The sequence below is a fragment of the Amycolatopsis deserti genome (assembly GCF_014653945.1).
Lineage (GTDB): Bacteria > Actinomycetota > Actinomycetes > Mycobacteriales > Pseudonocardiaceae > Amycolatopsis_E > Amycolatopsis_E deserti.
The window spans coordinates 1,313,394-1,327,653 of the sequence record NZ_BNAU01000002.1 but is presented as its reverse complement, the minus strand read 5'-3'; the positions used below and the strand labels follow the sequence as shown (position 1 = coordinate 1,327,653).

General features: G+C 70.3%; 10 protein-coding genes. 7 read left to right on the top strand and 3 right to left on the bottom strand.

Annotated elements, in window-relative coordinates; genetic code table 11:
- The first annotated feature begins 374 nt into the window (after nt 1–374).
- From IE290_RS14690 to IE290_RS14675, 4 genes are read left to right on the top strand one after another with little or no spacing between them, the layout of a single operon-like run.
- Complete coding sequence (locus IE290_RS14690; protein ID WP_191245067.1) at nt 375–5,324, top strand: NAD-glutamate dehydrogenase; 4,950 nt, start codon at nt 375–377, stop codon at nt 5,322–5,324.
- Between the two features lie 10 nt (nt 5,325–5,334).
- Entirely contained in the window at nt 5,335–5,757 is a 423-nt protein-coding gene (locus IE290_RS14685) for an acyl-CoA thioesterase (RefSeq protein ID WP_229874482.1), read from the top strand.
- The gene (locus IE290_RS14680; protein WP_191245066.1) at nt 5,754–6,398 is read left to right on the top strand and encodes a DUF8010 domain-containing protein; all 645 of its coding nucleotides are present in this window, start codon (nt 5,754–5,756) and stop codon (nt 6,396–6,398) included. The genes IE290_RS14685 and IE290_RS14680 overlap by 4 nt, the downstream gene beginning before the upstream one ends.
- Before the next feature lie 39 nt (nt 6,399–6,437).
- Nucleotides 6,438–7,274 (top strand): LLM class F420-dependent oxidoreductase, encoded by an 837-nt coding sequence (locus IE290_RS14675; RefSeq protein ID WP_191245065.1) that lies wholly within the window; start codon nt 6,438–6,440, stop codon nt 7,272–7,274.
- Nucleotides 7,275–7,315: 41 nt separating this feature from the next.
- On the opposite strand, the gene IE290_RS14670 is transcribed toward IE290_RS14675, so the two are convergent.
- On the bottom strand, nt 7,316–7,699 hold the full coding sequence (locus tag IE290_RS14670; protein ID WP_191245064.1) for a globin: 384 nt from the start codon (nt 7,697–7,699) through the stop codon (nt 7,316–7,318).
- A gap of 16 nt (nt 7,700–7,715) precedes the next feature.
- Nucleotides 7,716–8,672 carry a mechanosensitive ion channel family protein gene (locus IE290_RS14665; RefSeq protein ID WP_191245063.1) on the bottom strand — a complete coding sequence of 319 codons (957 nt, stop codon included), beginning with the start codon at nt 8,670–8,672 and terminating at the stop codon, nt 7,716–7,718.
- Nucleotides 8,673–9,045: 373 nt separating this feature from the next.
- On the opposite strand from IE290_RS14665, the gene IE290_RS14660 reads away from it, so the two are divergent.
- The 3 genes from IE290_RS14660 to IE290_RS14650 all read left to right on the top strand — a co-directional run bounded on the left by IE290_RS14660 (nt 9,046) and on the right by IE290_RS14650 (nt 10,946).
- Nucleotides 9,046–9,543, top strand: a complete 498-nt coding sequence (locus IE290_RS14660; RefSeq protein WP_191245187.1) for an HNH endonuclease — start codon at nt 9,046–9,048, stop codon at nt 9,541–9,543.
- 661 nt (nt 9,544–10,204) lie between these two features.
- Nucleotides 10,205–10,474, top strand: a complete 270-nt coding sequence (ctaJ, locus tag IE290_RS14655; protein WP_017987644.1) for an aa3-type cytochrome oxidase subunit CtaJ — start codon at nt 10,205–10,207, stop codon at nt 10,472–10,474.
- Nucleotides 10,461–10,946, top strand: a complete 486-nt coding sequence (locus tag IE290_RS14650) for a DUF5130 family protein (RefSeq protein WP_191245062.1) — start codon at nt 10,461–10,463, stop codon at nt 10,944–10,946. Before ctaJ ends, IE290_RS14650 begins: the two co-directional genes overlap by 14 nt.
- Before the next feature lie 625 nt (nt 10,947–11,571).
- On the opposite strand, the gene pepN is transcribed toward IE290_RS14650, so the two are convergent.
- Nucleotides 11,572–14,133, bottom strand: coding sequence for an aminopeptidase N (pepN, locus tag IE290_RS14645; protein ID WP_191245186.1), 2,562 nt, complete (start codon nt 14,131–14,133; stop codon nt 11,572–11,574).
- Nucleotides 14,134–14,260 lie beyond the last annotated feature (127 nt).

The window sequence follows — 14,260 nt, the reverse complement described above, 5'->3', positions numbered from 1 at the left end:
AACGGTCCATGCGGTTGGCGGTAGTGGCGCAACGGACGTGCACGGCTGGGCACGCGACCACAGTCGGGACGGCTGGGTTGTCGAGCCCGGGCCGTGGCCGCTTGATCGATGCTGTAGCGCTCGTCGGGGTACGGTTGTCGCCGCGAGGGGCCGAGTTGAGCTTTGATTCACCGGGCGCCAAAACGCGTTTCGGGACCCCCGCCGGAGGCGATCCCCCCGGTGTGGAACGCCACTCCACCACCCCGCGGCTCCGCCTCGATTGTGCATCGATTCTACGATCCGGCAGTCGGGCGTCAGCAGGTTTTTCGAGCTGGTTATGGTGGTGTTCGTTCAGCGTCACGCGCGCGATCAGACTCGGTGGAGAGTTGCCTGAGATGAGCTCGACAAGAGTGTCCGTCCGCCCCGGAACCACGCCCGGAACCGACCGCCTACGACCTGCCAGCCCGGAGCAGATCCGGGACGAGCTGATCGAAGCCGCGGCCCGGCACGCGCCGGACATCGCCGACCTCATCCGCCTCTACTACCGCCACATCCCGGCCGACGAGATCCTCGGCGACGACCCCGTCGACCTCGTCGGCGCCGTTCGGTCCCACCAGGAGTTCGCGCGCAACCGCGTGCCGGGCGCCCCCGCGGTCCGGCTCCTCAACCCGACCACCGCCGAGGACGGCTGGACCCGCGACGCCACCGTGGTCCAGATCGTCACCGACGACATGCCCTACCTGGTCGACTCGATCACCGCCAAGCTCGCCCGCGACGGCGTCCAGGTCCAGCGCCTCGTCCACCCCATCGTCGCCGTCACACGGGACATCACCGGCGAGCTCAGCAAGGTCCACCCGGCCGCCGACGTCGCCGACCCGCCCGAGGGCGCGATGGTCGAATCCTGGATGTACGTCGAGATCGACCTGATCACCGACCCCAACCGCGGCCGCGAGCTGAGCACCCACCTCGCCTCCGTGCTCGGCGACGTCCGCGAGGTCGTCGAGGACACCGACAAGATGATCCAGGCCGCGGAAAGCCTGGCCGCCGAGCTCGACGCCACCCCGCCGCCCCTGCCCGCCGACGAGGTCGCCGAGGGCGCCAACCTCCTCCGCTGGCTCGCCGACGGCCACTTCATGTTCCTCGGCTACCGCCGCTACGAACTGGTCGAGGACCCCGACCCGGGCACCGACGAACCCGCCCTGCGCGCCGTCCTCGCCTCCGGCCTCGGCGTGCTGCGCCAGGACAGCCTCGCCGCCCGCAGCCTCACCGCCGGCCCGGACACGGCCGCCACCGCGCTCGCCCCGCACCTGCTCGTCCTCACGCAGGCCAGCGCACCGTCCACAGTGAACCGTCCGGTCTACCCGTACTACGTGGGCGTCAAGACGTTCGACGAGCGCGGCAACGTCACCGGCGAGCACCGGTTCCTCGGCATGTTCACCACCTCCGCGCTGCACGAGGACGTCCTCGACGTCCCGGTCGTCTCGCGCAAGGTGTGCGAGGTCATCCACCGCGCCGGCTTCCCCATGGAGTCCTACTCCGGCCAGCGCATGCTGGAGGTCCTGCAGAACTGGCCGCGCGCCGACCTGTTCTCCGCCGACCTCGACTCGCTCTACTCGACCGCCATCGGCGCCATCACCCTGTCCGACCGGCGCCGCCTGCGGCTGTTCCTGCGCCGCGACACCTTCGGCCGCTTCTACTCGTGCCTGGTGTTCCTGCCGCGCGACCGCTACACCACCCGCTCGCGCCTGGCGATGCAGGAGGTCCTGCTCGCCGAACTCGAAGGCACCCACCTCGAGTACGGCACCCGCGTCGGCGAGACCGCGCTCGCCCAGGTGCACTTCATCGTCCACACCGACCCGGCCACGCGCGTCGAGCCGGACGTCCTGCGCATCCAGGAGCGGCTCAACGCCGCGGTGCGCAACTGGGACGACCTGATGGTCGAGGCGATCCTCGCGGAACGGCGGGAAAACGCCCGCACCACCGCGGTCCTCGGCGAGGAGTCGGCCGGTGAGCTGGGCCAGCGCTACTCGGGCATCTTCCCCGAGGCGTACAAGGAGGACTTCACCGCCACCGAGGCGCTGGCCGACCTGCGCAAGCTGGAGAGCCTGACCGGCCAGGACGACCTGGCGATGTCGTTCTACACGCCCGAGGGCGCCGAGCCGGGGGAGCGGCGGTTCAAGCTCTACCTGCTCGGCGAGGGCGTCACGCTGTCGGCCGTGCTGCCGGTGCTGCAGCGGATGGGCCTGGAGGTCGTCGACGAGCGGCCCTACGAGCTGCGCCGCTGGGACGGCACCCGGTCCTGGGTCTACGACTTCGGACTGCGCATCGGCCTGACCGACCTCGGCGACGCCGAACACGACCTGCGCGAGCGCTTCCAGGACGCCTTCGCCGCCGCGTGGCGGGGCGACTGCGAGGTCGACGACTTCAACGCCCTCGTGCTGCGCGCCGGGCTGTCCTGGCGCCAGGCCGCGGTGCTGCGCGCCTACTCGCGCTACCTGCGCCAGGCCGGCACGCCGTACTCGCAGGAGTACATCCAGCGCGCCGTCCTCGCGCACACCGACATCGCCAAGATGCTGGTCAAGCTGTTCGAGCACCGCTTCGACCTGACCACGGACCCGGCCGCGGACGAGCAGACCGAAGCCCTGGTCGGTGAGATCTCGGCGATGATCGACGCCGTCACCAGCCTGGACGAGGACCGCATCCTCCGCCGCCTGCTGTCGGTCATCTGCGCCACGCTGCGCACCAACTACCGGGTCACCGACGCCGACGGCCGCCCCCGCCCGTACCTGGCGCTCAAGCTGGACCCGCAGAGCGTGCCGGACCTGCCGGAGCCGCGGCCGCGGTTCGAGATCTTCGTGTACTCGCCGCGCGTCGAGGGTGTGCACCTGCGCTTCGGCTCGGTCGCCCGCGGTGGCCTGCGCTGGTCGGACCGCCGGGAGGACTTCCGCACCGAGATCCTGGGCCTGGTCAAGGCGCAGGCGGTGAAGAACGCCGTGATCGTGCCGGTGGGCGCGAAGGGCGGGTTCGTCGTCAAGCGCCCGCCTGTCCCGACCGGCGATCCGGGCGTGGACCGCGACGCGCAGCTGACCGAGGGCATCGCCTGCTACCGCATGTTCATCTCCGGCCTGCTCGACCTGACCGACAACCTCGTCGAGGGCCGCACGGTCCCGGCCAAGGACGTCGTGCGCTACGACGGCGACGACAACTACCTCGTGGTGGCGGCCGACAAGGGCACCGCGACCTTCTCCGACATCGCCAACGAGGTGTCCGCGGACTACGGCTTCTGGCTGGGTGACGCGTTCGCCTCCGGCGGGTCGGTCGGCTACGACCACAAGGCCATGGGCATCACCGCCCGCGGCGCTTGGGAGAGCGTCAAGCGGCACTTCCGCGAGCTGGGCGTGGACACCCAGACCCAGGACTTCACGGTCGTCGGCATCGGCGACATGGCCGGGGACGTGTTCGGCAACGGGATGCTGCTGTCCGAGCACATCCGGCTGGTGGCCGCGTTCAACCACCTGCACGTCTTCCTCGACCCGAACCCGGACGCGGCGGCGTCGTTCCGCGAGCGCAAGCGTCTGTTCGAGCTGCCGCGCTCGTCGTGGGAGGACTACGACCGCTCGCTGATCAGCGAGGGCGGTGGCGTTTTCTCCCGCAGCGCCAAGACGATCCCGGTGTCGCCGCAGGTGCGTCAGGCGCTCGGCCTGGCCGACGATGTCACCCAGCTCGCCCCGGCCGACCTGATCCGCGCGATCCTGCTGGCCCCGGTGGACCTGCTGTGGAACGGCGGCATCGGCACCTACGTCAAGGCCGAGACCGAAACCCACGCCGACGCCGGGGACAAGGCCAACGACGCGGTGCGCGTCGACGGCAACCAGCTGCGGGTGAAGGTGGTCGGCGAGGGCGGCAACCTGGGCCTGACCCAGCGCGGCCGCATCGAGTTCGCCCGCGCCGGCGGCAAGATCAACACCGACGCGCTGGACAACTCGGCCGGGGTGGACTGCTCCGACCACGAGGTCAACATCAAGATCCTGCTCGACCACCTGGTCAGCAGCGGCGCACTGGACCGCGAGCAGCGCAACGAGCTGCTGCACGAGATGACCGACGAGGTCGGCCGCCTGGTGCTCGCGGACAACTACCACCAGAACGCGGTGCTCGGCGTGAGCCGGGCCCACGCGGTGCCGATGCTCCCGGTGCACGCCCGGCTGGTGGCGAACCTGGAGAAGGCCGGGGCACTGGACCGCAAGCTCGAGGCGCTGCCGAGCAAGCAGCAGTTCCAGGCGCTGGAGAAGGCCGGGCAGGGCCTCACCTCGCCGGAGCTGGCGACCCTGCTCGCGCACGTGAAGCTGGAGCTGAAGGACGAGCTGCTGGCCAGCGACCTGCCGGACGCGGAGGTGTTCGCCCGGCGGCTGCCCGAGTACTTCCCGAAACCGCTGCGCGAGCGGTTCGCCGACCGCATCGGCGAGCACCCGCTGCGCCGCCAGATCATCACGACGCTGCTGGTCAACGAGGTCGTCGACGGGGCGGGCGTGTCCTACGCCTACCGCCTGGCCGAGGAGATGAACGCGACCGCCACCGACGCGGTGCGCGCGTACACGATCGTCACGCGCGTGTTCAACCTCAACGCCCTGTGGGCCGACATCAACGCGCTCGACAACGCGGTGCCCACCGAGGTGCAGGACGAGATGATGCTGGAGTCGCGGCGGCTGCTGGACCGCGCCGCGCGCTGGTTCCTCGCCAACCGGCCGCAGCCGCTGGCCGTCGGCGCGGAGATCTCCCGCTTCGGTCCGGTCATCGCCGAGCTGGCGCCGAAGGTCGACGCGCTCCTGCGCGGCCGCGAAGCCGAGGCCGTGCGCGAGCAGGCCGACCGCTACGCCGAGGCCGGGGTGCCGCGTGAGCTGGCGCTGCGCGTCGCGGTCCTGCTGGACGCCTACGGTCTGCTCGACGTCGTCGAGGTGGCCGAGCTGGCGGTGCGCGAGGCCGGGGTGGACGCGGAGAGCAGCCCGGAGGAGGCGTCGCGGCTGTACTACGCGCTGTCCGCCCACTTGGACGTCGACCGGCTGCTCACCTCGATCAGCGCGCTGGAGCGCGGGAACCGGTGGCACGCCCTGGCCCGGCTTGCCCTGCGCGACGACGTGTACTCGTCGCTGCGGGCGATCACGCTGGACGCGTTGCGGCACAGCGATCCCGAGGACGAGACGGACTCCAAGATCGCGCAGTGGGAGAAGGCGAACGCCTCCCGGCTGGCGCGGGCGCGGGTGTCGCTCGACGAGATCAACCAGTCGGGACGGCTCGACCTCGCGACGCTGTCGGTCGCCGCGCGACAGCTGCGGAGCACGGTGAGGTAGGAATATCGGGGTGTACGTAGCGAAGGTGCGGCCCCGCTGGTCGGACATGGACGTGTTCGGGCACGTCAACCACGCGAACATGGTGACGTTGCTCGAAGAGGCACGCGTGCCGTTGTTGTTCGACGAAGCGGGCCGCGCCGGGCTCGCGGAGTTCGCGAAGGGCATGGTCGTGGTCAAGCTGGCCGTGCACTACCGCGCCCCGGTCGTGGTGGACGGGCAGGAGATCCGGGTGGAGATCTCGCTGAAGGACCTCAAGTTCGCGTCGCTGACCCTGGACTACCGGGTGCACGACGGTCCGGACGCCGAGTCGCCGGTCGCGGTAACCGCCGAGACCGTCCTCGCGCCCTACGACGTCACCACCAACCGCCCGCGCCGGCTGACCGCGGAGGAGCGGGCGTTCCTGCAGAGCCGGCTTACGGAGGCGGGCGCGTGACCGAGCTGCGCGTCCCCGACCGGGGCGACCGCGAGACGCTCGGGGCCTTCGTGGCCCGGGCGGTGCGGCTGGACGGCCAGGCCGCGGTGCGGCTGCGCAACCGCGGCGGTGCTGTCCCGGGCATCGTGGAGGCCTGGGTGTCCACCCCGTTCGATTGCCTGGCCACCCGCGCGGTGCACGGCGAGGTCGAACCGGGCGACGTGACGGTGTCCGGCAACGAGCTGCTGGCCGCCCTCACGGTCGCCGGTGGCGAGCGGATGGACCCGGGGCCGCCGCGGGACCTGCTGTGGCACAGCGAACTGCCGGCCACCGGCCAGTGGCAGCTGGTCGACGAGCTGCCCACGAAGGTCATCAGCGACCTCACCGACCGCGGGGTCGCGCTGGCCCGGGAGAACGCCGGCCCGCACGGCACCCCGCCGGCGTCGCTGATGGACCAGGCCGTGCTGACCGTCAGCGAGGGCGACCTCGAGGTGAAGGTCCAGATGCGCTGCCTGTTCGCCCTGTCCGGAATGGGGTTCTTCGATTCGTCCATTCCGGACGACATCATCCGGGTGACGGCGACGAACTCGTGGATGCGCCTGGACGCCCGTTACGGCGCGGTGGTCCGGCGGCGGCACGCGCTGCTTCCGCTGCTGTTCTGACTTGCGCTGGAGCTGCTCCAGGTCGCTAGGGTCACGGCTATGCGCTTCGCGTTCAAGACCTCACCGCAGAACACCGAATGGTCCGACATGCTCGCCGTGTGGCAAGCGGCCGACGACATCGAGATCTTCGAGTCCGGCTGGACCTTCGACCACTTCTACCCGATCTTCTCCGACCCGACCGGCCCGTGCCTGGAGGGCTGGGTCACGCTGACCGCGCTGGCGCAGGCGACCAAGCGGCTGCGCTTGGGCACGCTGGTCAGCGGCATCCACTACCGGCACCCGGCGCTGCTGGCGAACATGGCCGCGACGCTCGACATCGTGTCGAACGGGCGGCTGGAGATCGGCATCGGCGCGGGCTGGAACGAGGAGGAGTCCGGCGCCTACGGCATGGAACTCGGCACGGTCAAGCAGCGCAGCGACCGCTTCGAGGAAGCCTGCGAGGTGCTGGTCGGCCTGCTCACGCAGGAGACGACGACCTTCCAGGGCGAGTACTACCAGCTCACCGACGCCCGCAACGAGCCGAAGCCGATCCAGCGCCCGCACCCGCCGATCGTGATCGGCGGCAGCGGCGAGAAGCGCACCCTGCGCACCGCGGCGCGCTTCGCCCAGCACTGGAACTTCGTCGGCGGCACGCCGGAGGAGTTCGCCCGCAAGCGGGACGTGCTGCACCAGCACTGCGCCGACATCGGCCGCGACCCGAAGGAGATCATGCTGTCCAGCCACGTGCGGCTGGGCACCGACCTCGACTACGCCAAGGTCGCCGACGAAGCCGCCGCGCTCGGCGAGCAGGGTCTGGACCTCGCGATCGTCTACCTGCCGCCGCCGCACACCCCGGACGTGCTGGAGCCGCTCGCGAACGCGCTGGCCAAGCTCTGAGGCCGACGGCCCCGTGCCCGCTCAGGCGGGCGCGGGGCCGGTCAGACCCAGCTGTTCATCATGCTGTGGGCGGCCATCTCGAGGTAGTTCCACAGCTGGGTCTCCAGCGGCTCCGGCAGCCCGGCCTCGTCGACCGCGATCCGCATCGCGCGCAGCCAGGCGTCGCGCTCGATGGGGCCGATCTTGAACGGCGCGTGCCGCATCCGCAGCCGCGGGTGTCCGCGCTGGTCGGAGTAGGTGTGGGGGCCACCCCAGTACTGCATCAGGAACAGCCGCAGCCGGTCCTCGGCCGGCCCGAGGTCCTCCTCGGGGTACATCGGCCGCAGCACCTCGTCCTTCGCCACCTCGGCGTAGAACCGCGCGACGATCTTGCGGAAGGTCGGTTCCCCGCCGACGGCTTCGAAGAAGGACTGGGGGTCGCTCATACCGGTCACCCTTCCATCATGCCGTGGTCGCGGTGGAGAGGAAGCCGGCTTCCTCCAGTGCCGTGAGGCAGGCCGCACGCAGCTGCCGCTGCACGGCCCACTGCCGGCCCGGCCGCACCTTGACCGTCAGCCGCAGCTCGATGCTCTCCGGGGTGACCTTCTCCACACCGAGCACCTCGGGCTCTTCCAGCAGGTCGACCGACAGCGGCTCGGTCGCGGCCGCGGTGTGGGCGGCCTCGGTGAGCACGGCGGTGGCGCGCTCGACGTCGGCGTTGTAGCTCAGCGGCACGTCCACGAGGGCGATCGCGTAGCCCTGGCTGGAGTTGCCGACCCGGGTCACCTCGCCGTTGCGGACGTACCAGACGGTGCCCTTGACGTCGCGGATCGTGGTGATGCGCAGGCCGACCGACTCGACCGTGCCGGTGGCCGGCCCGATGTCCACGACATCGCCGACACCGTACTGGTCCTCCAGCATCATGAACATCCCGGACAGGAAGTCCTTGACCAGGTTCTGGGCGCCGAACGCGAGCGCGATGCCGACCACACCGGCCGAGGCGAGCAGCGGCCCGAGGTTGATGCCCAGCTCGCCGAGGATGTAGATCGCGGCGAGCCCGAGCACGACGAACGAGGTCAGCGACTTGAGCACCGACCCGATCGTCTTGGCCCGCTGGCGGCGCCGCTCGGCCACGACCGGGCCGAGGATGTCGGGGGCGCGCTCGCGCAGGGGACGCAGGATGGTGGGCAGCTTGCCGCCGTTGCCGCGCGGCATGGTGGTGACCCGGTCGATCAGCTTGTGCAGCAGGAACCGGATGATCATCGCGACGAGCAGGATCAGGATGATCCGCAGCGGCTTGGCGATCAGCCAGTTGGCGGAGGCCGCCAGCCACTCGTTGTGCGTGATCTGGAACACTTGATAGCACCAGGTGCCCGGTTGGTCGATGCACTCGGGTGCTTCGTTGAGCAGCGGCGTCACGGGGCTCGGGGATCCCTTTCTGGCCGTTTTCGCCCGTCGTCACGCAGACGTCGAACGAATTTCACAGGACACGTCTTCTAACACAGGTGCGCATCGGGTGTGATCTGTGGTCGACTATGGCTGCACCGGTGGAGGTGGTCGAGTGCCAGACCGACAACCGATCCCCCTCGGCGCCCCCGACCAAGCGGTGGGCGGGCAGGCGCCGGAGGTAGCCCTGTGTGCTCATCAGGGTCAGGGGCCGCCCGGCGGCGGACCTCAGCCCAGTGGGCCACCCCCAAGAGGCGGCCGCGTGAGCCGACCCTCGGGTCAGCGTAGAGGGCGGGATCCGGCCGGTCCGACCACCCCCGGGGCTTTTTCCATGGGCCGCAGGCGCGTGCTGCTGCTCAACGCCACGTTCGAACCGCTGACCGCGCTCCCGCTGCGGCGGGCTGTGGTGCTGGTCATGTGCGGGAAGGCGGAGGTCGTGCACGGCGACCCGGGTGGCCTGACGTTGCACGCGGCGACGCTGTCGCTGCCGGTGCCGTCGGTGATCCGGTTGTCGACCTACGTGCGGGTGCCCTACCGGGCGCAGGTGCCGCTGACGCGGGCCGGGCTGATGCACCGGGACCGCTACAAGTGCGCGTACTGCGGCGGGCGGGCCGAGACGATCGACCACGTGCTGCCGCGCAGCAAGGGCGGTCCGCACAGCTGGCAGAACTGCGTGGCGTGTTGCGCGAAGTGCAACCGCCGCAAGGCCGACCGGCTCCTGGAGGAGCTGGGCTGGCAGTTGCGGGTGGTGCCGACGGCGCCGCGGGGCCCGCACTGGCGGTTGCTCGTGCACTCCGGGGACGCGGATCCGCTGTGGAAGCCCTACCTCGGCGTGGCGGCCTGATCGCGCGCACACCGGCGCCCCGGCTGTGGTGGTGAGCCGGGGCGTTCCGACGTCTTCGTCTTGGTGGTGGTTCGGGGTCAGTTCCGGGCGGGGACGGGTCTCAGGCGGCGGTGACGCGCGTGCCGCGGGTGACTCGGGTGCCCCGCGTGACGCGGGTGCCCATCGTGACTCGCGTGCCACGGGTGACTCGCGTGCCGCGGGTCACGCGGGTGCCGGCGGTGACGCGGGTTCCCCTGGTGACGCGGGTACCGCGGGTGACTCGGGTACCGGCAGTGACCCTTGTGCCACGCGTCACACGCGTGCCCCGCGTGGAGCAGCCGTTCGCCGTGTCGATCAGTGACGGAGCGTGGTCGTCGTTGGTCTGAGCGAGGGTACGGAGCAGGTACATGATCTGTCCTCCAGGGACCTGTGCGTTACTCATTGGGAAGGGGAGCGGGGCGCAAGGCCCGTACAGGTGAAAAAGCTACGAGGAACTGGGCCACCGGACAAGGCAATCGCGCCGGGTGCGGCCGGCTGTACGTTGAGTTGCAACCTTTCGTCCGACCGCTCTTCAGCCCATCGCGCCAACGGCGTCGCTACGCTCGGCGGACGGCGGCCCCCACGCGACGAGCGGTCGCGACCGGCTTCGGCGGTCCAGGGCTCGTCGGGCTACTCTTCACGCGTGAACATCGGAGAGACGATCCTGATCTTCGCGCTGATCCCGGCCGCGATCTACGGGGTGATCAGCGTGCTCACCCTGCGGTCGAAGCTGACCGGCACGCCGCGCTACCGGCCCGGCCAGGCCTGGGAGTACCCGCCGATGTGGTGGAGCGGCAACCCGGAAGGTATCGGGACCGTGCACGACACGCACTCCGGCGAACCGGTGGAGAACAGGGACGCGAGCGGGAACGCGCGCGTGACGGCGGCAGGAGGAGCCCGTGGCAGCTGGTGAGCTGACCCGACAGCCAGGATCGGACGAGGAGCTGGAGATCGGGGTCGCCATTACGGCGACCGGTCGCCGCTCGGTGGCCCGGATGTACGAGCCCGCTGCTCCATCCAGCCCATTCAGCACCGTCCAGTTGGCCCGTCTGGACGAAGCCTTGACGCTGGCGAGCCGGGAGACCGGGCTCGACTTCAGCGTGTACCTCGGCGAGCTGGGCTCCGAGAGCCGGGCCCGCGCGGAAGAGCTGCACGCGCGGATCGAGCCGAACTCCGCCAACGCCGTGCTGATCGCGGTGTCCCCGGGCGAGCGGGTGGTGGAGATCGTGACGGGCTCCGACGCGATCCGCCGCTTGCCCGACCGCGGCGCGAAGCTGGCCGTGATGAGCATGGTGGCGTCCTTCAAGGAGGGCGACCTCATCGGCGGGCTCGTCTCGGGCTTGCGCATGCTGGCCGACCAGGCCGGCTCCGCACCCAAGCACTAGGGCAACAACAAGGGGGCGGTCGCGCAGCGGCCGCCCCCCTTTTTTTTGCGCCGCGAGGCGCTTTGAACACAAAGCGGAGCTGGGTGTTCATCCCGTCGCCTGACACCGGAACGATCACCTTGAGCCAGGGCCGCAACCCAGGCACCCGCCGGCGGCCGAACATGCCAACCTTGCGGCCCTGGCTCAAGGTGATATGCACAAACCGCAGGCGACGGGATGACCACCCGGCTCCCACCCACCCGAGGTGAGACGACAACGGTCCCCGTCATCCCGGAGCCTGCCCGTCCGGCGAGGACATCCCTTGATCTTTAAACCGGCGCCTTGAGCAGGCGAAGAGCCCGCCCTGCGGGCGGGTTCCAAAGAGCGCCTTACGGCGCCGAAAGGTCACCTTACGACCACCCCCGCCCCCGATGCCTGATTGTGTTTCGGTCGCCGAGCAGGCGTGTCAAGGCGGGAAAGAGTACCTTGACACGCCTGATCGGCGACCAAAAGCAGGCTGTGGATCGGGGGCGGGGGAGGTCTGGTTGGGGTAGTCGGTCTTCTTGCGTTGCCGGCTTGCGGTGTCGAAAGCAGAAAAAGAACTAGGGCGCCGAGCCATGTCGGCCCGGCGCCCTTCTCCCTTTTCTCAGCCCTCGTCGAATTCCCGTGCCGCCAGTGCTCGCACGATGCCGGCCCGGCCCTCCGAAACCAACCGCCTCAGTGCGGCCGGGTGCTCGCCCGCCAGCCACTCGTCCGCGGCCTGCACCGTCGCATGCTCAACAGCCCAAGCCGGGAACAGCCCGACCACCGTCGGCTGGGCCCGTTCGCTCGACCGGCGCGACCAGACCTCGTCGATGGCGGCGAAGTACGTGCTCACGTAGCCCGTCAGCAGGTCCTTCTGCCCGGGGTGGGAGAAGCCGCCGATGATGGCGTTGCTCGTCGCGTTCGGGAGGTCGTCGTCGTAGACCGCGCGTTGCCAGGCTTCCGCCTTCGCCTCGGGGGTGGGCCGCAGGGCGCGGGCGTGTTCGGCGTGGCGGCGGCCCGTCGCCGTGTCGTCGCGGGCCAGTTCGGCGTCGATCTCCTCGTCGGCGGCCCGGCCGTGGGCCACCAGCGCGTTCAGCAGGCGCCAGCGCAGGTCCGCGTCGACCACCAGGCCCTCCAGCGGCTCCGAACCGTCGAGCCAGCCGGCCAGCACGTCGAGCGTCGCGTCGTCCAGGACCGAACCGGTCAGCGAGTTGACGAACGCGAGCTGGTGGTCCGAGCCCGGCTCGGCGCTGCGGGCCAGCTCCAGCAGCCTGCGCGTGAACTGCGGCCAGCCCTCGGCCGCCGCCCACGACGGCTGCGCGTAGGAGTTCAGCGCGGTCTGCGCCTGCAGCAGCAGCCGCTGCACGACGCCGACCTCGGTCTCCGCGTGGATGCCGTGCAGCACGATCTGCAGGAAGTCCCGCGCCTTCAGCTCGGCCTCGCGGGTCATCTCCCACGCCGCCGACCAGCACAGCGTGCGCGGCAGCGGCTCGGTGATGTCGGCGATCCGGTCGACCAGCGTGGTCAGCGAACCGGCGTCCAGGCGCATCGTGCAGTAGGTCAGGTCGTCGTCGTTGACCAGCACCAGCCTGCCCGCCGGCTGGCCCACCAGGTCCGGCACCTCGGTGCGCTCGCCCTCGACATCCAGCTCCACCCGCTGCTTGCGCACGAGCTTGCCGTTCTTGTCGTCGTAGATGCCGACCGCGATGCGGTGCGTGCGCAGCTCACCGGCGCCCGGCTTGGCGCCGGTCTGCAGCACCGCGAACGACGTGAACCGGCCCTCGGCGTCGGTCTCGAACTTCGGCCGCAGCGAGTTCAGGCCGGTGGTCTCCAGCCACTGCGCGCTCCAGCCGGACAGGTCGCGGCCGGAGGCCTCCTCCAGCGCGCTGAGCAGGTCGGCCAGCGTCGCGTTGCCCCACGCGTGCTTGCCGAAGTACACCCGCAGCCCGGCCAGGAAGTGGTCCAGCCCGACGTAGGCGACCAGCTGCTTGAGCACGCTGGCGCCCTTGGCGTAGGTGATGCCGTCGAAGTTCACCTCGACGGCCTGCAGGTCCACGATGTCGGCCGCGATCGGGTGCGTCGAGGGCAGCTGGTCCTGCCGGTAGGCCCAGGACTTCTCGATGTTGGCGAAGCTGGTCCAGGCGTGCACGTACTCGGTCGCCTCGGCCTGCGCCAGCACGCTGGCGAACGTGGCGAACGACTCGTTCAGCCACAGGTCGTCCCACCAGCGCATGGTGACCAGGTCGCCGAACCACATGTGCGCCATCTCGTGCAGCAGCGTCTCGGCGCGCCGCTCGTAGGCGTAGCGGGTGACCCGGCTGCGGAAGACGTAGTCCTCCAGGAACGTCACCGCGCCCGCGTTCTCCATCGCGCCCGCGTTGAACTCCGGCACGAACAGCTGGTCGTACTTGCGGAACGGGTACGGCGTGTCGAACGCCTTGTGGTAGAAGCCGAAACCCTGCTTGGTCTCGGTGAACAGCCGCTCGGCGTCCATGTGCTCGGCCAGCGACGCGCGGCAGTAGATGCCCAGCGGGATCGTGCCGTGCTCGTCGGTGTACTGGTCGTGCCACTCCGCGTACGGGCCGGCGATCAGCGCCACCAGGTAGGTGGAGATGCGCTCCGAGGTCGCGAAGACCGTGCGGGTGGCGCCCTCGGCGGTCTTCTCGGTGCTCTCCACCGGCGCGTTGGACACGACCTTCCAGTCGCTGGGCGCGGTGACCGTGAGCCGGTAGGTGGCCTTGAGGTCGGGCTGGTCGAAGCAGGCGAACATGCGCTTGGCGTCGGCCGTCTCGAACTGCGTGTACAGGTACACGGCGTCGTCGACCGGGTCGACGAACCGGTGCAGGCCCTCGCCGGTGTTCATGTAGCGGCAGTCGGCCTCGACGACCAGCTCGTTGGTCGCGGCCAGGTCCGGCAGCTCGACGCCGTTCTCCTCGGTGTAGCCGGAGACGTCCAGCGCCCGGCCGTTCAGCGTCGCCGAGCGGACGGAGCCGGCGACGATGTCGACGAACGTGCTCGCGCCCGGCTTGGTGGCGGCGAACCGGATGGTGGTCTTCGAGTCGAAGCTTCTCTCGCCCGGGCCGCCGTTACCGTCCGTGAGGTCGAGGGCGATGTCGTAGGACTCGACCTCGAGCAGCTCGGCACGCTGTTTGGCTTGGTCACGGGTCAGGTTAGGGGCGGGCACAGGCACCTCGGAAACGCTCGCGGTTGTCATTCTCGGTGATCCCGCTATCCAATCATGTCCGGGCGGGGAACAAGTGCACTCCGCGCGCTGTTGGCCGGATTGACAGCCCCGGCATCCACAGGGAGAA

Bases quoted from the DNA above. Each gene is read 5' to 3' on its own strand.
- IE290_RS14690 (WP_191245067.1), top strand. From the start codon at position 375: ATGAGCTCGACAAGAGTGTCCGTCCGCCCCGGAACCACGCCCGGAACC.
- IE290_RS14670 (WP_191245064.1), bottom strand. From the start codon at position 7,699: ATGAGCGACCCCCAGTCCTTCTTCGAAGCCGTCGGCGGGGAACCGACC.
- IE290_RS14675 (WP_191245065.1), top strand. From the start codon at position 6,438: ATGCGCTTCGCGTTCAAGACCTCACCGCAGAACACCGAATGGTCCGAC.